13 protein-coding genes and 3 pseudogenes are annotated in these 18,912 nt (G+C 67.7%); 10 read left to right on the plus strand and 6 right to left on the minus strand.

The genetic code is table 11. The features are described 5' to 3' along the window. Window positions 1-83 precede the first annotated feature (83 nt). From M2437_RS08650 to M2437_RS08670, 5 genes and pseudogenes are all read left to right on the plus strand, one after another. Window positions 84-920: a hypothetical protein gene (locus M2437_RS08650; protein WP_253387132.1), complete on the plus strand. Its 837-nt coding sequence runs from the start codon at window positions 84-86 to the stop codon at window positions 918-920. A gap of 81 nt (window positions 921-1,001) precedes the next feature. Then, on the plus strand, window positions 1,002-1,880 hold the full coding sequence (locus tag M2437_RS08655) for an aldo/keto reductase (protein WP_253387133.1): 879 nt from the start codon (window positions 1,002-1,004) through the stop codon (window positions 1,878-1,880). A gap of 110 nt (window positions 1,881-1,990) precedes the next feature. Then, a complete protein-coding gene (locus M2437_RS08660; protein WP_076641789.1) occupies window positions 1,991-2,452 on the plus strand; it encodes a hypothetical protein in 462 nt (153 codons plus the stop codon). Window positions 2,453-2,591: 139 nt separating this feature from the next. After that, window positions 2,592-3,671 (plus strand): tartrate dehydrogenase, encoded by a 1,080-nt coding sequence (locus M2437_RS08665; RefSeq protein ID WP_253387134.1) that lies wholly within the window; start codon window positions 2,592-2,594, stop codon window positions 3,669-3,671. Between the two features lie 13 nt (window positions 3,672-3,684). Beyond that, window positions 3,685-4,506, plus strand: a pseudogene (locus tag M2437_RS08670) (3-oxoadipate:acetyl-CoA acetyltransferase); the annotation flags it as partial. A gap of 116 nt (window positions 4,507-4,622) precedes the next feature. On the opposite strand, the gene M2437_RS08675 reads toward M2437_RS08670, so the two are convergent. Further along, complete coding sequence (locus tag M2437_RS08675; protein WP_253387136.1) at window positions 4,623-5,978, minus strand: MFS family transporter; 1,356 nt, start codon at window positions 5,976-5,978, stop codon at window positions 4,623-4,625. 477 nt (window positions 5,979-6,455) lie between these two features. Between M2437_RS08675 and M2437_RS08680 the strand changes: the two genes are divergently transcribed. Together M2437_RS08680 and lexA are read left to right on the plus strand one after the other, a co-directional pair. After that, window positions 6,456-7,280 (plus strand): DUF1236 domain-containing protein, encoded by an 825-nt coding sequence (locus tag M2437_RS08680; protein ID WP_253387137.1) that lies wholly within the window; start codon window positions 6,456-6,458, stop codon window positions 7,278-7,280. A gap of 165 nt (window positions 7,281-7,445) precedes the next feature. Further along, window positions 7,446-8,169: pseudogene (gene lexA, locus M2437_RS08685) on the plus strand (transcriptional repressor LexA). Here lexA and M2437_RS08690 read toward each other — a convergent pair. Next, window positions 8,163-9,563: pseudogene (locus tag M2437_RS08690) on the minus strand (ComEC/Rec2 family competence protein); the annotation flags it as partial. The pseudogenes lexA and M2437_RS08690 overlap by 7 nt on opposite strands. A 2,981-nt stretch (window positions 9,564-12,544) precedes the next feature. On the opposite strand from M2437_RS08690, the gene M2437_RS08695 reads away from it, so the two are divergent. From M2437_RS08695 to M2437_RS08705, 3 genes are read left to right on the plus strand one after another with little or no spacing between them, the layout of a single operon-like run. Beyond that, on the plus strand, window positions 12,545-13,156 hold the full coding sequence (locus M2437_RS08695) for a hypothetical protein (protein WP_253387139.1): 612 nt from the start codon (window positions 12,545-12,547) through the stop codon (window positions 13,154-13,156). 20 nt (window positions 13,157-13,176) lie between these two features. Beyond that, window positions 13,177-13,590, plus strand: a complete 414-nt coding sequence (locus M2437_RS08700; protein WP_253387140.1) for a hypothetical protein — start codon at window positions 13,177-13,179, stop codon at window positions 13,588-13,590. Further along, window positions 13,587-14,837, plus strand: a complete 1,251-nt coding sequence (locus M2437_RS08705) for a relaxase/mobilization nuclease domain-containing protein (RefSeq protein WP_253387141.1) — start codon at window positions 13,587-13,589, stop codon at window positions 14,835-14,837. The genes M2437_RS08700 and M2437_RS08705 overlap by 4 nt, the downstream gene beginning before the upstream one ends. A gap of 226 nt (window positions 14,838-15,063) precedes the next feature. On the opposite strand, the gene M2437_RS08710 is transcribed toward M2437_RS08705, so the two are convergent. The 4 genes from M2437_RS08710 to M2437_RS08725 all read right to left on the minus strand — a co-directional run bounded on the left by M2437_RS08710 (window position 15,064) and on the right by M2437_RS08725 (window position 18,912). Continuing rightward, the gene (locus M2437_RS08710) at window positions 15,064-16,761 is read right to left on the minus strand and encodes an arylsulfatase (protein WP_253387142.1); all 1,698 of its coding nucleotides are present in this window, start codon (window positions 16,759-16,761) and stop codon (window positions 15,064-15,066) included. After that, complete coding sequence (locus tag M2437_RS08715) at window positions 16,758-17,681, minus strand: formylglycine-generating enzyme family protein (RefSeq protein WP_253389606.1); 924 nt, start codon at window positions 17,679-17,681, stop codon at window positions 16,758-16,760. Before M2437_RS08715 ends, M2437_RS08710 begins: the two co-directional genes overlap by 4 nt. Before the next feature lie 101 nt (window positions 17,682-17,782). Beyond that, window positions 17,783-18,070, minus strand: coding sequence for a hypothetical protein (locus tag M2437_RS08720; RefSeq protein ID WP_253387143.1), 288 nt, complete (start codon window positions 18,068-18,070; stop codon window positions 17,783-17,785). Between the two features lie 296 nt (window positions 18,071-18,366). Then, complete coding sequence (locus tag M2437_RS08725) at window positions 18,367-18,912, minus strand: PilZ domain-containing protein (RefSeq protein WP_253387144.1); 546 nt, start codon at window positions 18,910-18,912, stop codon at window positions 18,367-18,369.

An 18,912-nucleotide genomic window follows, 5' to 3' on the forward strand; every position in this document is an offset into this window, starting at 1 on the left:
GGCCCCGCTGAGCGGACGGATTAGCGGTCCACCCGTCAGCGTCTACCAACGGCCGGCTCCGCCACGGAGCCGCACGTTGCCAAATGAGACGCACGGACCCTGAGACCGGTGCCGCCCGCTCCCGTCACGGCTTTTTCGCTCGGCTCGCCCTCGTGGCGGGCCGAGCGGCGTCGGGGCTCGGCCGGAGGGGGGCGATGATCCGCGGCGTCGCGCTGGCCCTGACCGCCTGCGCCGCCCTACCGGCCATCGCCCGTGCCGATCCGCTTGCGGCGGAGAACCCGCGCATCCCCGAACCGATGGTGTTCGACCTGCTGCGTCCGCTCGGGGCACGGGCCGGCGAGCGCGAGGTCAACGTCCTGGCGGTCCGGCCGCTGGACCGGGGACCGACGGACTGGGCCCCCGAACTCGAATACGCCTACGCCGACGGCCAGTCGTTCGAGCTGGAGCTTCCCTTCGAGGACGGGCGCCTGACGCAGGTCAAGTTCGCCCTCCAGGGCACCTTCGGCACGGGGGTGGGCGGGCGCTGGATCCACGGCTGGCAGTATCTCGGCCAGATCGGGGGCGGTAGCGCGACGGTCCGCAATTCCCTGCTCTACATCTCCGGATACCGTTTCGACGCGCACTGGAGCATGCTGAGCATGGCCGGGCTGCGGCAGGTCGGTCTGCGCCGGCTCGGCCCGACCGCGCTGCTCCTCAACCATTCCGTCTTCTACGATTTCGATCCGGAGACGGTGCTGGGGCTCGAAGTCAACCTGAGGCAGGACATCGCCGGGGATGACCGCACCCGCGCCCTCGTCATTCCCCAGATCCACCGCCGGCTCTCGGAACTGACGAGCTTCCAGGCCGGCCTCGGTGTCGAGTTCCGCACGAACCGTGACGCCGGGCTCGTCGCGGCTCTGCGGCTGATCCGCGAGTTCTGAAGCGCCCCACGCCGGCAACGGACCCGGCAGCAGCCTTTCGGGTTCTCCCGTCAGCGGGAAGGCTGCGAGAGGAACACGGGCATGGCGAGCGTCGAAGCATCGGGCACCTTCGCGATCGGCGGGGACCTCACCGTTCACCGGCTCGGGTTCGGCGCCATGCGCATCACCGGGCCCGGCATCTGGGGCGATCCGCCCGACCGGGACAAGGCGAAGGCGACCCTGCGGGCGGTACCCGGCCTCGGGATCGACCTGATCGACACCGCCGACAGCTACGGCCCCTTCGTCAGCGAGGATCTGATCCGCGAGACGCTTTACCCCTACGAGGGCCGCGTCATCGCCACCAAGGGCGGCCTGACGCGGCACGGGCCCGATATCTGGCAGCCTGTCGGCAATCCCGATTACCTGCGCCAATGCGTCCTGATGAGCCTGCGGCGGCTCGGTCTCGAGCGGATCGACCTGTGGCAGCTCCATCGGATCGGCCCGGATTGCCCCCGCGAGGTGCAGTTCGAGGCGATCGCCCGGATGCGGGAGGAGGGGTTGATCCGCCATGTCGGCCTGTCCGAGGTCTCGGTCGAGGACATCGAGACCGCCCAGAAGTTCTTCCCCGTGGCGAGCGTGCAGAACCGCTACAACCTCGTCGATCGCACCAGCGAGGCGGTGCTGGCGCATTGCGAGCGGCACGGCATCGGCTTCATCCCGTGGGCGCCCCTCGACAAGGGGTCGCTGGCTGGCCCCGGTTCGGCACTGGAGTCTATCGCCGGGCGTCTCGGCGCGAGCGGTAGCGCGGTCGCCCTCGCATGGCTGTTGAAGCGCTCGCCGGTGATGCTGCCGATCCCCGGCACCGGCGATCCCGGCCACCTTGCCGAGAATGCCGCGGGCGCAACCCTCACCCTGAGCGAAGAGGATTTCGCCGTCCTCGCCCGGGCGGGACACGAGGCATGGCAGGGCGCCGGCGCGTGATATCCGACAGGTGCTGGCGCGCACCTTGCACCGAGGTGGCCACGGAACCGAGCAGGGCCTGAGCCTTTCCGTTCCGGGCGCCGACATGGTGCCGGACAGGAAGGATCGACATGTCGTCAGCCGGCCACCGCGCACGCTCCGGTCTCCTCGGTGGCCTGGTCGCTGGGTTGACGATCGCCGGTCTCGCCGCCCTGCCGGCGGAGGCGCGCACGAGCTGGGTCTCCGGCACCTACGTCTACGCCGACCTCTGCACGATGCCGGCGGACGGCGCACAGGCCGGCCGGCGTATCACGCTCAAGCGCTGGCCCAAGGGCGACAACCTCGTCTACGAGGGGGCGGGCCTGCCCGCCCCGATCGAGACCGCGGTGTCGATCGACGACAGCACGAAGGATGTCGCCTTCCATGTCGAGACGAGCGCCGGTCTCGTCAGCTTCCGCGGCACGGCCGGATCCGACGCGCTGGTCGGTACGCTGAACGGTGCCGACGGCGCGCAGCCGTTGCGCCTGAAGCGCGTCCTGCGCGCCCGCGCTCAGGAGACATGCCCCGGCGAGACGACCGGCTCGATCAACTGAGCCCCGGCCGCGAACCCCAACGTCGCAATCCGAGCGCCCCTCGCCCGTCAGCGGAGACCCCGCTTGTCTTCTCCCGCCATTGACGCCGCGAGACGCTGGCGCAAGTGAGACGCCGGGGGCGGACACGAAGGCGACCACCATGGGCGGGACGAAGCGCAGCTACCGGATCGCGGTGATCCCCGGCGACGGCATCGGCAAGGAAGTCATGCCGGAGGGCGTTCGGGTTCTGGAGCGGGCGGCCGCCCGCCACGGCTTCGAGATCGTGCAGGACTGGTTCGATTTCGCGAGCTGCGACTACTACGAGGCGCACGGGCGGATGATGCCCGAGGACTGGAAGGCGCAGATCGGCTCCCACGATGCGATCTTCTTCGGCGCCGTCGGCATGCCCGAGCGCGTGCCCGACCACATCTCGCTCTGGGGCTCGCTGATCCAGTTTCGGCGCGAGTTCGACCAATACGTCAACCTGCGCCCGGTGCGCCTGATGCCGGGCGTGCCCTCACCGCTGGCCGGCCGCAAGCCCGGCGACATCGACTTCTGGGTCGTCCGCGAGAACACCGAAGGTGAGTATTCCAACGCGGGCGGGCGGATGTTCGCCGGCACCGAGCGCGAGTTCGCGGTTCAGGAATCGGTGTTCACCCGCCACGGCGTCGATCGCGTGCTGAAGTTCGCCTTCGAATTGGCGCAGAGCCGGCCCAAGCGTCACCTGACCTCGGCGACTAAATCGAACGGCATCTCGATCACCATGCCGTTCTGGGACGAGCGGGTGCGGGCCGTGGCCGAGGGCTACCCTGAGATCCGCTGGGACCAGTACCACATCGACATCCTGACCGCGCATTTCGTGCTGAACCCGGACCGGTTCGACGTGGTGGTGGCCTCGAACCTCTTTGGCGACATCCTCTCCGATCTTGGGCCCGCCTGCACCGGCACCATCGGCATCGCGCCCTCGGGCAACATCAATCCGGAGCGGCGTTACCCATCCGTGTTCGAACCGGTGCACGGCTCGGCCCCCGACATCGCCGGACAGGGGATCGCCAACCCCATCGGCCAGATCTGGTCGGGGGCGATGATGCTGGAGCATCTCGGCGAGCGGGAGGCTGCCGCCGAGATCGTCGCCGGCATCGAGCGAGTGCTTTCGGAGCGGACCTTGCGCACGCGCGATCTCGGCGGCACCGCCGACACGCAGGCCTGCGGCCGCGCGGTCGAACAGGCGCTGGGCTGAGGGGCCGGCCGCGATGAGACCCGTCGTCGTCACCGTCGCGATCACCGGCTCGGTCGCCCGCAAGGCCGACAACCCGACCGTGCCGATCACGCCCGCCGAACAGATCGAATCGGCCCACGCCGCCTACGAGGCCGGCGCGGCGCTTGCCCACATCCACGTCCGGGAAGACGACGAGAGTCCGTCGCTCGATCCCGAGCGCTTCGGGCGGGTGCAGGAGGGCATCCGCCGGCATTGCCCGGACATGATCGTGCAGTTCTCGACGAGCGGGTCGGGCCCCGATCCGGTGGAGCGGGGCGCCTGCCTGATCCATCGCCCGGACATGGCCTCGCTGACCACCGGCTCGGTCAATTTCGGCGAGGGCGTCTACGAGAACCCGGCGGCCTCGTTCACGGCGCTCGGCCGGCGGATGCGGGAAGAGGGCGTACGCCCGGAGATCGAACTGTTCGACCTCACTCACATCCATAACGCGCGCCGTCTCGTGGACGAGGGCGTGATCGGCGCCGAGCCCCATCTGCAGTTCGTCATGGGCATCCGCAACGCGCTGCCGCCCGACCCGCACCTGCTCGACATCCTGCTGGCGGAGACCCGGCGCCTGCTGCCGGGCGCGACCTGGGGCGCCTTCGGCATCGGCCGCTTCCAGAGCCCGGTGATGGGCTGGGCCGTGTCGCGGGGGGCGCAGGGCGTGCGCACGGGCCTGGAGGACAACGTGCGTCTCTCCAAGGAGCGGCTCGCCGACGGCAATGCCGACCTTGTCCGTCTGGCCGCCCGGATCTGTGCCGAGCACGGCGCTCGGCCGGCGACGCCGGCCGAGGCGCGGGCAATCCTGCGCCTTGGGCTGAGCTCAAGGCACGGCCCCGAGCGGTGGCTCTCGGCGTTTCGGAAAGAGACGATGCACCAACACAAGGCGAGCGTGTCGCTCTGGATCGATGTCCAGAACGACACGCGCGCCGATCAGGCCAGAACCGGGCTCGTCTTGCGTCCCAGCGCCTCCTCCACGGTGCCGTCCCCGTCGAGATAGCCGTGTCGCTTCGGGTTCGGCATAACCAGCGAAGCAATGAACGAGATCGCCAGCATCACGGCGACGTACCAGAAGAAGCTGGTCTCCGCGCCGACATGCTTGAGCCAGAGCGCGACCGCCTCCGCCGTGCCGCCGAACAGTGAGTTGGCCACCGCGTAGGACAAACCGACGCCCAGCGCCCGCACCTGGGTCGGGAACAGCTCCGCTTTCACGATGCCGCTGATGCCGGTGTAGAAGCTGATCACCACGAGCCCGGTCATGATGAGGCCGAAGGACAGGACGGGATCGGTGGTGGTGCCGATGGCCGTCATCAACGGCACGATCATCACCATACCGAGGCCGCTGAACAGCAGCATGTTCGTCTTCCGGCCGATCCGGTCGGAGAGCCAGCCGAAGAAGGGCTGGATCGCCATGTAGGCGAACAGCGCCACCGTCGTGATCTGCGACGCAGTCACCTTGTCTATATGGGCGGTGTTGAACAGGTATTTCGGCATGTAGGTGGTGAGCGTGTAGAACGACAGCGACCCACCGGCCGTATAGGCCAGCACCACGGCGAAGGCCCGCCAGTGCTTGAGCAGACCGGAGAGGGTTCCGGCTTCCTTCGAATCCTTGTTCTCCGCCCTCATCGTCTCGGAGAGTGAGCGACGCAGGAACAGGGCGACCACCGCCGCCAGCGCACCGATCACGAAGGGAATGCGCCAGCCCCAGGCCGTGAGTTGCTCGGCCGTCAGCACGCTCTGGAGCACGACGAGCACCAGCGAGGCGAGCAACTGGCCGCCGATCAGCGTGACGTACTGGAACGAGGCGAAGAACCCGCGCTGCCCCTTGGTCGCGACCTCGCTCATGTAGGTCGCGCTGGTGCCGTACTCGCCGCCGACCGAGAGGCCCTGCACCATGCGCGCGATCACGAGAAGAACCGGCGCGAGATGGCCGACGGTCGCGTAGGTCGGCAGCAGGGCGATGGCGAGCGAGCCGCCGCACATCATCAGCACCGAGATCATCAGCGAGGTCTTGCGCCCGAGACGGTCGGCGATGCGCCCGAACAGCCAGCCGCCGATCGGCCGCATGAAGAAGCCCACCGCGAAGACCGCGGCCGACTTCAGGAGCTGGCCCGTGTCGTCACCCTCCGGGAAGAAGACGGGGGCGAAGTAGAGAGCGAAGAAGGCGTAGCAGTAGAAGTCGTACCACTCGACGAGATTGCCCGATGAGGAACCGACGATGGCCATGATGCGGCGGCGGCGGTCGGCGGCCTCGTCGAGCGGCGGCGCGGCAGCGCTGGTGTCCAGCATGCGTTTCCCCTGATTGTCCGGCCCGCGAGCGGCCGTGAGCCCTTATCAGAGGCCGGTATCTCACCGACACCGGCCCCGCGCCGACGCGGTCGGCGGCCATTCCATGACAGATGTTGGAGAACGTTGCGCTCCCACGCTCGGAGCCTTGGACTCACCGAGCCCATCGGCGCCGCGCTCCGGGACGGCAGCCGGCATATCATACCGGCCACCGTATCACGGCCTTTCGACCGCGAAGGAGCGAGCCCAGCCTAGCAAGCGCGCCGGCTCAAGAGTGATACCGCCGTCCGAGTTTTGCCAAGCACATCAACGGTTACGTTTCGGATTGCGGGCAGCCGCCACCGTATCCGTTCGTGCATCGCCGCGATTGCTTTGAACAAACAACCGCATGGCATCCGCCGGGAACGGTTTTCCGAGGGCTGCCGTTGCGTCCCTAGCTTCGGCACCAGGTCGGTCGCTGAGAAAAGACAGGGACGGAACATGACGAAACTCTTTCGCAGTACGGCGACGGCCGCGATCCTGATGTTGGGCGCGGCGACCGCACTCGCTCAAGGCGGCGGCGGCGGTGCTGGCGGCGGCGGCGGGGGCCCCGGCGCTGGAGGTGCCGGCGCTGGGGGTGCTGGCGCTGGAGGTGCCGGGATGGGCGCAGGCGGTGCTGGCGGAGGCGCTGGCGGCGTGGGCGGCGGTGCGGCCGGCGGAGCACGGGGTGGCGCGGGCGAGGCCGGCGGCGTTGGCGGTGCCCGTGGCGGTGCCGATGTCGGCGGCGCTGCCCGCGGCGGCGAGAGCGGCGGGGCGCCCGGTGGCGCGGCACGCGGCGGCGAGGCGGGAGAGCCGGGCGCCCGTGGCGGGCGCGAGGGCGGCCCGGCCCGCGCCGAGCAGCCGAGCGAGCGCGGCAACCGCGAGTCCGGGCAGCCCAACCGCAGCGGCGCAGGCGAGCGCGGTGGACGGGATGGCCGTGACGGGCCGGGCGAGCGCGGCGGCCGAGATGCGGCGGGTGAACGCGGTGAGCGCGGTGGTCGCGGCACGACCACCGAGGCACGGGGCGCCTCGAGGAACTTGAGCTCGACGCAGCGCACCGAGTTCCGTCAGTCGATCTCCCGTTCCAGCGTTCGCGCCGTCACGAACGTCAACTTCGCCGTCCGCGTCGGCACGGCGATTCCGCGCTCGGTATCGCTGCACCCGCTGCCTCCGGCGATCCTCTCGGTGGTGCCGGCCTATCGCGGCCTGCAGTTCATTCTCGTCGGGGACGACATCGTCATCATCGACCCCGACACCTACGAGATCGTGGACGTGATCCCGGCCTGATCCCGAGGCACGGCACGACATAAGAGGCGGCGGGGCGAAAGCTCCGCCGCCTCTGTCGCTTCCGGAGGGATGCTTGCGGAACAGGAGAGGAACGTCTAGGCTGTTCGTGCTTTGTTTTCAACGATTCTGCGGCGCCCCCGGCCCGCGGTCGATAGCAGGTGCCGCATGCTGACCCGCAAGCAACTCGAACTGCTCCAGTTCATCCAGCAGAGGATGCAGGAGAGGCGGTGTGCCGCCGTCCTTCGACGAGATGAAGGACGCGCTCGACCTGAAATCCAAATCCGGCATCCACCGCCTGATCATGGCGCTGGAAGAGCGCGGGTTTCTCCGCCGTCTGCCGAACCGGGCGCGGGCGATCGAAATTCTGCGCATGCCCGACATGCCGGCGGCCAAGCCCGCATCGTCCGAGCCGCGCCGCTTCACGCCGAGCGTGGTCGAGGGCGGCCTTTCGTCCAAGCCCGCCGCGCCGAAGCCCCCGATGCTTCAGGCCCATGACGGCAAGGGCCAATCGGTGATGGTGCCGGTGATGGGCCGGATCGCTGCCGGTGTGCCGATCTCGGCGATCGAGAGCCAGAGCCATTCGATTTCGATGTCCCCCGACTTCCTGTCGGGCGGAGAGCATTACGCGCTGGAAGTGCGCGGCGATTCGATGATCGAGGCCGGCATTCTCGATGGCGACCTCGTGGTGATCCACAAACAGGAGACCGCCAACAATGGCGACATCATCGTCGCGCTGATCGACGACGAGGAGGCGACCCTCAAGCGCCTGCGCCGCCGCGGCTCGTCGATCGCGCTGGAAGCCGCCAACCCGGCCTACGAGACCCGCGTGCTCGGGCCCGATCGGGTGCGCATCCAGGGCAAGCTCGTTAGCCTCGTGCGCCGTTATTGAGGGTTTTCGGAGGGCGGCGGGTCTGATGGATCCGCCGCACTTGGATCGTTGGGAGGTTGGGGGCCCGCCTCGGTTGCCGGTGTCGCCGCGCTGGCAGGCCGGGGCTGCCAGGGCTTCGGCTGACCGGCCCCGCGGGCGGTGACGATTTCAGGCCCTGCCGTTCCGAGGCGGATCGCCGTCGCGCCCCGCACCGCCAGGAACGTCCGGTCGGCGATCAGCGGCGCGGCGCAGCCCGGCGGGGCACGCAGTCGGGTAATGAGGATGTCGGCCCGCGCGCAATCCTCCGCGAAAGCGCGCTTGTTCATGACGAGAGCGACGGCACGCCCGTCCACCGCCGTGAGGGTGCAGCCGATCCGGTCGCAGCGCGGTCCTGCAGCGGCGGTGGCGGCCTCCGGACGGCGCGCGTCGCCATCGGCCTTCAACCATTGTTCGAGCACGAAGCCGGGCGGGCGCCCGAGCACCACGAGGCGCCCGTCCTTGCCGCGAACCGCGGCGCCGGCCCCGTCCCGCTCGATATAGATGTCGTAGCGGATCGGACTCGCAGCGAGGGCAACACCGAGGCCCGCCGGTACCAGGGCGAGGAGACGCAGCCGCGACACGGGAAGTGTCGCCAGCAGCAGGGCAGCGGCGAGCAGCATCAGGGCGCCCGTTCCGAACGCGGGCAGCACGACGTTGGCCTGCCCGAACCCGGCGATCCAGGCGGAGATGTCGAGCATGCCGCGCACCGCAAGCCCCATCAGCCACCAGACCGGACGGTCGAGGGCAAACGGGTAAGCCAGCATTCCGAGTACCGCCGCGGGCATCACCGCGAGCGACACGAGCGGCAGCGTCAGCGCGTTGCCGACGAGGCCGAAGGGCTGCACGGTCTGGAAGTGGTAGGTCGCGAACGGCGCGGTGGCGAGTTGCGCCACCAGCGTCGTGGCCAGCGTTCCGACCACCGCCTTCGCCACCCAGGAGGCGGCGCGCAGGATCCGGGACGAACTGTCGGTTCGGAAAACCCGCCCGTCGATGAGCGGCGCACAGGCGATGAGGCCGGCAACCGCGCCGAACGACATCTGGAAACTCGGTCCCAGCAACGCCTCCGGCTCGCGGGCGAGCGCCAGGATCGCCGCGAGGGCGAGGTTGCGGAGGCTGAGCGCCGGGCGATCGACGAGAATCGCGCCGAGCATCACCAGCGTCATGATCAGCGCGCGCTCGGCCGCGACGTCCCAGCCGGAGAAGGCGCAATAGGCGGTCACGCCCAGCATCGCCGTCCCCGCCGCGATCTTCTTGATGGGCCAGGCGAGGGCCAGCACCGGCACCAGGGCAAGCCCGGCCCGCACCAGCCAGAACACGACGCCCGCCGCGAGCACCATGTGGAGCCCGGAGATCGAGACCCTATGAGGAAGGTTGGCCGGCGGGGTGGCTGCCTCCTCCACCGTTTGGGGCCGCAACCGCTTTCGCCGACCGATCTTCGGGTTTCCGGGTAGACGCTTCGGCCAGCGGAGCCGCGGCCGCGCCAACCGGAGCAGGTCGGGGACCGTGCTGACGGGTACGAGCACGTCCGCCGGGGCCGCCAGGAACAGCTCCCGATTGCCGGATACCTCCCGCTCGTACAGGCGGATGCCGTACTCGGCGAGAAGGTCCAACGTGTCCTGAAACGTCCCCGCGTCCGGGCTGCAATCGACGGCGTCGACCTTGCCGGTGATTTGTCGGAAAGGTCCCGCGATAGGCCCTGTTTCCCCTTCCGAAACCTGCCTCGCCCCAAGGACGACCCACGTGCCACGGGTCGCCCCGGGCAGGTCACTCTGAATCCCCGAACTGCCCGGGTCGGGGTCGTCGTCGTTGTCGGAAACCGGCGCGACGGACCCGTAACCCCTTGCCTGCGCTCGCCAATAGGCGATCTCCGCGCGCTCCTCCGCTCGGGGTGGATAAAGCTGCAGGAGGGGCCTCTTGTCGGAACCTTGTCGGAAAAGCGCGCCCCCGGAGCGGCGGTCGAGGTCACGCAGGAACGCCTCCGTGGCGACCCGCGGATTGATCAGGAAGTCGGGCCTGAACCTTCCGTAGCCGTCGCTGATGTCCGCGAACTTTCGGTGGCCCATCCACTTCTCGCGGTGTTCCTTGTCGACGGGACGGACCGGGAAATCGATGTCGGCGTGGCGCAGGGCCGAGGAGGCGTAGTCGCGAAAGCAGGAGGGGCAGAGCTGCGGCATCCCGAGTTGCTGTCCGACCGCACGGAGGCGCTTGCCGAGCGACTGGACCGTCAGGCCCTCGACCCACCGGCCAGATCCCCAGCTCCTGAATTCGCCCAGCGACGACCAGGCGACGGGCAGCGTCGGCCGCCACTTCGAGTCCTGCTGCCGGCGGCCGCGCGGATTCAGGTGGAACAGCTCGCCGTGGAGCTGCGCCCCGCCGGCCTCCAAGGCGGCTTCCACCCGGGAGGCGAAGGTCAGCACCGTCAGGGACCATCGCCGCATCGGCTCGTCGTCGGCAAGCAAGGCGAGCACCCGGGCCATCCCGTCCGGGTCGGGGTGCCAGTTCCGCTTCTCCGGCTCGGGGACGTCCAGAACCTTGCAGACCCTGTAGGGGGAGCTGATGATCTTCGGGCGCGACAGACATCGAATCTGTGCGTCGTCATCGCCGCCCGCCCCCCAGTTCACGACCCGGGCGATGTACTGCATGACGTGGATGACGGTCGCCGCCGCATAGCCCCGGGCGTAGACGTCGCGGATGATCGCCTGCTGCACCTTTGGCGTCAGGAGCGAGATGCGCGTCCCGGAGCACAGCCGCTTGATGGTCGGGTGCACCATGCGCGCGGCGCTAATCCAGGATCCGGTGTGCTCCGGGCTCTTCAGGAAATCGGCCATCAGATCGGCGAGGAGGGGGTCGCGCTCGTGGCCGGGTTGCACGATGCCGCCGCGACGCAGTCCCTTAAGGAACTCAATGTCGAAACCCGAGCCGCGGAACGCGGTCAGTCGTTCGACGGCGACCTTGAGATCACGCGTTCCAAGCGAGCCACGGCGGCGGTCCCCGCCTCCGTAGGACGGGTCGTACCACCAAGCGTAGAGAGTGCTGCCGCCCGGGAGGGGCGCGATGCAGACCTCGCCGTCCCGGTAGAGGACGCCTTCGACGAGATCTGTTCCGCGGGTCTTCGGCACCAGACGAACTCCTCGTTCAACAGGGCGTCAAGGAAAGGCTCCAGCTCGCTGAGCCGGTAGAAGATCCGCCGCTTGCGGCGGAGGAACCCGATGCGCCCAGCTTGGCGGGCGCGCCGCAGTTCCTTGTCCTCAAGGAGGTGGCCGAAGCGCCGCAGCGCCTCGTCCTCCCCGATGAGATCCTCGCTGATCGGGATGGAACGATCCGTTCCGCAGCCATGCGGTCCAGGGTTGCGTCCGCCCGTGGCGCGCTCACTCATCACAAACCCTCCATTGCCACGGAAGCCATCCGCCATCAAGGCAAAAAGCCTTTATACGACAGTGGCTTACGCCAAAGGATCGGCTAATCTATCCTTGCTCTTCGCCCTGGAAGGCTTGCGAGATCTTGGCTTGGAATGCTTTCGAGCCTCTGCGGCAAGCGGGTCCGGCGGACTTGGGGCGTCCGCGATCGTCCCCGCGCAAGGGTTGGCGATCACGGATGGCGAGGACGGAAGGGCCGTATCGGTGGCCGACGCTGCGTCGGCCGCTTCACCGGGTCCACGGGGCGGAGCACCTGGTCGGCTCTCCCGCAGGGAGAACGAGCTGGCGGGCATGCCCGCCATGGCTGGCGCAACTCTTCCTCCCGCACCAGAGCTTCCGATCGTGTCATGCGCCTGTTCCAGGGACGGGCGACGGGGTCCCTTCGGCGGCGGGTGCCGATACGGCAACGGCTGCAGTGGCACGGGGTCTCGAACTCCGAGGGCGGACATCCGCCGAGGGGACGGTTTCTTCTTCAGGCCGAACCAGCGGCCGATGACGGCGAACATCGCGCAGAGCTCCTTGGTGGAGCCTCAAGTATTCCCGCATGGTCGTGGTCGAGCCAAATTCGTGGCCCTGTGGTCGAACCGATTGAGCGTCGGCAGAAAACCATCCAGCCATGGTTGTAATCCCTTGGCATTCCTATGCCTGGGAAAAACACAGGAAAACTCGCCGAATCAGTGAGATAGCAGAATAATTCCGGGGGCGCGCAGAGGGGACCACAACCGACTGATTCGTTCCTTGACTGTCGCTGGTTGTGTCGCCCAACTTCGACGAAAATTGTTATCGAACGGCATATACGCTCACGTGTGCGCCCACAGGTTGCAAGTGCGACCAACCGTGAAACCGTATTAATCTGTATTTGTCATGCAATCGCGCATCGAATGACGTGACGTGCTTCAATTGCAGCCATCTCCATCTTCGTGCGAGCTGGCAAGTTTGGCATGCGCAAAGCAATCCATAAAATTTTACTGATTGTCATCCCTTCACGATGGCGGATGCCGCAACGGGGCGGCGATCCTCCGGTGGTTCCCATCGCAGCGTCCGCGAAGGTAGCCCCGGCTATCCGACACCCGCCACGCCTGCTGTCCCTGGCGACGGCCACCCGTGAGTACGCCCGCCGTTTGGATGCAGGCACGCTAACCACCGCGCGCGATGCCGACTTGGCTCGACTCTTCGAGGCGATGGGTCCCGAGATTTGGGCATGGGCCTACGCGAGGCGGCTGACCGGACAGCGTCCCTGGCGCGCCCGACCCGACATCGACGAGCGGGTCGAGCGTGCAATCGTCGGCCACGAGATGCTGTGCGACGTCGATACCTGGGAACGTGCCCTGAAGCGGCTCGACGCCGAGGTCGAGCGGGCTCGGCTGCATCGGACCCGCATCCCGGACCCTTTGGCCGTCCCCGATGCGATACGCGCCGTCATCGAAGAACGACGCAGGTCCGCGCTGGAGCGCGTCGAGCGCAGGCGCCGCCGCGCCGACGATGGATCCGGCTCCCTTCCCGTTCCTGAGGAAGCTGTCGCCCACGTCCCGTTCCCCGCGAAAGCGAAATGACTCCATTCGAGAGTGCCCCCATGAACACCAAGTCCGATGACGCCGTCGATCCAACCACCGCAGCAAAGAACGCCGATCCCGGTTCTTCCTCTCGATCCGGCAGGCCGACGCTCGATCTGCGCTTCGTCACACGGATGAGCCGTGAGCTCGGGGACGCCGTCGCCGCCGCCGCGAGCCGTGACGGCCTCACCTCGGGGGCCTGGGTCCGCCGCCTCCTGATGGAACGGGTTGCCCTGCAGTCCCCCGTCGATGCTCGTAGCCGCCGGCCGGGTACCCTTCCGAGCGAGGAGGTCGTGGCGATTTCGACGGCGGTCCGCGAACTTGCGTCGGTGAACGCTGCGATCAGCTTGAAGGACAGCCCCGCCGCCCGAGCCGGCCTCGACAGGGCACGGGGCCTGCTCATCCCGATCCTGATGCGGCATGCCGGACGATGATCTCCGGCGCCGTGCGCGGGCGCGGGATCGGCGATGCACTCGCCCTTCATCTCCTGAAAGCCGACAACGAGGAAGTCGAGGTCGTCCCGGCACGGGGACTCGGAAGCACAGACCTGGTCGCGCAGGTGCGCGAGCTCGTGGCCATGTCGCTCGGCGGTCGAACCGGCCGCCCCGTCTACCATGTCCACGTCGACCCGGACCCGGGAATCGCCAATGAGGCCGGGGCCCGGGCGCGGTGGTGGGCGCTGTTCGAGGCCGAGTTCGGAATGGCGGAGCAGCCCTATTGCGGGGCCGTGCACGTCAAGCACGGCCGAAGGCACGAGCACCGCGTCTACAGCCTCGTGCGCCCGTCGGGGGGCGTCGTCGACCTGGCCTGGGACTTCGCCCGCCGCGAGAAGGTCGGCCGCATCGTCGAGTTCGAGTTCGGCATGCGCCCGGTCGCCTCGAAGCATGCCCGGTCGATCGAACGCCGCCTGCGAGCGGAGGGGCGTGCGGATGTCGCCGACTGGCTCGCGCGATCCGGGAGCCCGAAGGCTCCGTGTCCGATCGCGCGCCTCACTCCATGGGAGCGCCGGTTGCAGGAGCGGACCGGAGTCCCCCTCGATACCGTGCGTCGTGCGGCCCTCGCTGCGTGGAACGGGAGCCGCGACGGCTCCGGTTTCGTCGGCGCCCTGCGCGCCCATGGGCTCGACCTGCGGCACGGACTGAAGGGGCTGGTCATCGTCGATGCGAGTGGGACCGCGCATCTCGCTACCCGCGTGATCGGCGCGGCGGCCCGGCGGTTCGAAGGAAAGCGGGTCCTCGCGGCGGCCGTGCATGCCCGGCTCGGCGGTCTGGAACTGGAAGGAATGGTCGATGGATGGAATGGAAATCGCACGCAGGTTCGACGCGCAGGACAGGATCCTGCACGCGCTCGTAGCGGCGCTGGCTCCTCGGGAGACGGAGTCGGACGGTTCGGGATTCGAGGATCTGATCGAAGTTCTGGCGGATCTGACGGAGGCGGTCGCCGACGTGACGCAGGCGGTGCGGTCGCTGCGCTCGAACGCCTGCGCGGGCTTCCCCCCGGCCGGGCCCTGATGCTGCGCCGAAACCTCTCGGGAATGGATGCGGCGACGATAGCCAACCTATCGGCGACCGCACGCGCCCGAGCGGCGGCCGCTCGGATCGAGGAGCGGAATGCCTACGAGAAGGAGCGTGCCTGGAGGCTGTGGGGGATGACCGATATTTGGGGCATTCCCCTCCGGTAGGTCTCAAAACGACCCTGAGAAGCCATTCGATGTGTCATCAGTGAAGGGCCGCCGACGGAGACATAGCGGACCTCTGAGGGACCCCGTCAGCGACAACAATGAGGCTTGGCGTTCCAGCATGCACGGCCATTTATCTGGAATGGGCCGGGGGATCGGCCGAAAAGGTCCACAATGGCAAGCCCTATTGGACTACTGCCGCCTGAGGCACCCGCTAGGCTTTCACCACTTATTTCGCTATCGCCCCCCTGGCCGCTTGGATCTTCGCCTTCACCGCATCGAGGTTGAAGCTCGCGCCCTTCTGCATCGGTGGGAACTCGATCGCGGTTATGGCCAGCTTTTCCACCTCCTGCTGTACGAACACGAAGCGCCAGAACTCGTACAGGAACCAACTCATGTAGTTCTGCGCCCCGGCCTTGGTCCCGTTATCGGGCCAGCCCGTGCGCTCGAAGGGGTCAAGCCGCAGGTTGGTGATGTAAGGCACGTCGGGTTTAGTCTTGTCACCCAGCCATCCGTTGGGCTGGTCGATGAAGCGGTACTTGTAGTCGCCAATCCGCACGGCCCCCAGCTCGCTCTCACCGAAATACCAGACCTCGTTGCGCTTCGACGGCCCCTTGCCGGTGATCATGTCCATCTGGTTGTAGCCGTCCAAGTGTACCTTGTAGGTCTCGCCGCCGATCTTCTTGCCCCTCTTCAGCTCTTCGGCGATGTCTGGGTCGCCCGCTGCCGCGACCAGAGTCGGGAACCAGTCGAGCCCGGAGATGACGCCGTTCTCGACCTTGCCAGCCGGTACCTTGCCGGGCCAGCGGATCATCGCTGGCGCGCGGAAGCCGCCCTCCATGACCGTGCCCTTCGACTGCGCGAACGGTGTCTGCCCGCCGTCCGGCCAAGTGAAGACCTCGGTGCCGTTGTCGGTGGTGAAGACCACCATGGTGTTGTCATCCACGCCGAGGTCCGTCAGCTTCCTCATCACCGCGCCGACGACGTCGTCGATCTGCGCCATGCCGGCTTCCTGGATGCTCCAGCCATTCTTGGAGTCGCGCATCGCCTGATACTTCGGCGACAGGTGGGTGGTGACGTGCATGCGGGTTGGGTTGAGCCAGACGAAGAACGGCTTGCCGTCCGCCTTGGCTTTGTCGATGAACCCGAGCGTCAAGTCGCGGATTTCATCGTCCACGGTCTCCATCCGCTTAGGGTAGAGCGTGCCGGCATCCTCGATCCGCTGCTTGCCAACCCTGCCCCAGCGGGGGTCTTCGGTGGGATCGTCGACGCTGGTTGACCACGAATGGACCATGTTGCGCGGGCCAACCTTGTTCAGCAGCTCCTGCGGATAGCCTGGATGGGCCGGGTCCTCCATCGCGTCGAGGTGGTAGAGGTAGCCGAAGAACTCGTCGAAGCCGTGCACCGTCGGCAGGAACTCGTTCTTGTCGCCCAGGTGGTTCTTGCCGAACTGGCCCGTGGCATAGCCCATGCCCTTCAGCGCAGTAGCGATGGTCACGGCCTCCGCCGGCAGGCCGGTTGGGGCGCCGGCTTGGCCGACCGTCGTCATGCCGGTTCGAATGGGCAGCTCGCCGGTGATGAAGGCGGCGCGCCCCGCCGTGCAGCTCGCCTCGGCGTAGTAGTCAGTGAACAGCATGCCCTCGGCAGCGATCTGGTCGAGGTTGGGCGTGCGTCCCGCCATCATGCCGCGGTGATAGGCGCCGATGTTCCAGATGCCGATGTCGTCGCCCATGATGACGACGATGTTCGGCTTCTGCCCGGCCGGCGTCGGTTGCTGCTGCGCCTGTGCGGGCGTGGTCCGGGCAGCCGACACCAAGGCGGCTGTCGCAAGGGCCGATGTACCTGTGAGGAGTAGACTGCGCCGGCTGACAGCGCTTTCCGTTTGAGGGTTCGCCTCGTGCTCCTCATACGCGCTGTTGTTGCTCAATGTCGGCTCCTCTCTCTGGCGATGGTTCGGAAGCCCAGGTGGCTCATGGACGTATCAATCGGTTGCGGCTGGCGGGCGGCGGGGCGGTAGCGGCGGCAATAGTTCGGCGCGCAGAGATGCGAGCCGCCCTTCACCACCTTGCGCGGGATCCTGCTGTGCGGAGTGCAGAGATCGAAGCTGTCCTCCTCGCGCCCGCCGCGCGGGTTCTGGGGCAGACAGCAGGCCTTTGGGGCGTCGGCCCGGTGCTGTTGCGCGAACCAGTCGGTCGTCCACTCCCAGACGTTCCCAATCATGTCGATGAGGCCGTAGCCGTTCGGCGGGAAGTAGCCGATCGGGGTCGTTCGTCTGAAGGCTCCAGTGGAGGTATTCAGGTGCGGGAAGTCGCCCTGCCAGATATTCGCCATGAGGCGACCGCCGGGCGCGAGTTCGTCCCCCCAGGCGAACTCTGCACCATCGAGGCCGCCGCGTGCCGCGAACTCCCACTCGGCCTCGGTCGGGAGGCCCTTGCCGGCCCAGGCAGCATAGGCCTCGGCATCCTTGAACGTGACGTGCACGACCGGGTGGTCGTCGAGACCCTTGATCGAGCTGTTCGGGCCGTGGGGATGTCGCCAGTCTGCCCCTTTCAGGAACGCCCACCAACGGCTCCAGAGGCGGAGGTCGACGGGCCCGCGCGGGGGCACGAACACGAGTGAGCCAGCGTAGAGCATGTGCGGCAGCGCGCCGGGGTAATCGTCGGGATCCGGCGGGATCTCGGCGCAAGTGCGATGGCCGGTGGCATGAACGAACCTCTTGAACTGACGGTTCGTGACAGGGGCCTCGTCGATCCAGAACCCATCCACCTCCACGCGATGGACCGGAGCCTCCTCGAGATAATGTTGATCCGATCCCATGCGGAACGTTCCGCCGGGTATCCATCGCATGGCCGGGCGATGTTCGGGCTTCGTCGGAAGCGTCTCATCATGATCCCGTCCGAATGACACGGCCTTCTCCCTTTGGCTCGTCCATCCTCCCGTGCGCCTGCTTACATCTGCATGCAGGTCAGCAAGGCGACGTAGCTTGGTGGCCCGCCGATGTTTGCTTCTTCGACGCACGTCTCGCGGCGTCGTGCGTCGAAGCCGGCCCACTGCTGCTCAAGTTGCGTGCGAGCCTGCGTCTCGTCCCTCACGCAGTTCTGGTCAGTGTTTCGGGCACCGCCTTCCAGAGCCGGGGCCGCGCGGCACATCGCTTCAACGTTGTACCGCGGAAGCTCGCCGCTCAGAGCAACTGAAGTAGTCAGAACGATCAACGCCACAGTTGCTGACCGGAACATTGGGTGGGCTCCTGATGCAGTCAGAGGGCCCAGCCCGCTCTCACCGAGCGGGAGCTCGGCAACGGGACCGTATCACCGTAACGAGATCGTGCTTGATCAGCTAGGACAGTCGAAAGTCATCTGACGGCTTGCAATGAGCAGTCATGGGGCAACGGCGTTCCGTAACACCATCCGACGAACATCCGCTTTTGGTGGCGATGCAGTCCGTTCTGAGCGCCGGGCTAAATGCCTGCTCCCCACCCATTTGAGACCCTTCAGGGAATTGATGGACGACCTTACCGAGCAACCGAGGCGGCTCAAAGAACGATGTTCTCGGTGACGTCCTGAGGGCTCAGCGGGAGGATGAATCGGACGCCGATACCGCCCTCGGTATGGCGGATGACCTGACTTCGGCGCCGGCCGATCGTAGCCGATGTCCTAATTTCAGGACGTGGCGTCAGATCGACCGAGGCCCCGTTGATGGAGACGTCGCGCAATCGACCGAGGGCTTCGGCGCCGTCCCAGATCACGACCACCTCGGTTCGGATCGGCACGACCCGGACAGCCTCTCGCCGGTCCGGTGCTCCCTCCCCCTGGGCGGCGTGCCATGCGAGACGCGCGGCAAGGCGGTCCCTCTGGTCGGGACCCGCCTCCAGATCCAGGCGGAATGCCCCGTCCCCCCGTTCCGCTGTGCGCCCCCTGAGAAGACCGAGCCCGGGGATCCGGCAGACGATCCGCTCGCCCGGGACAAGGGCGCGGTCGCCAATGATCTCTAGCACGTCGGGTGTGTCGCCGCGGAGTATGCAATCGCGCTCCACACCGGCTTCGTCGAGGTAGCGTCCCGGCAGGCTGACCGACGACAC

It is taken from the genome of Methylorubrum pseudosasae (genome assembly GCF_029504475.1).
GTDB lineage: Bacteria > Pseudomonadota > Alphaproteobacteria > Rhizobiales > Beijerinckiaceae > Methylobacterium > Methylobacterium extorquens.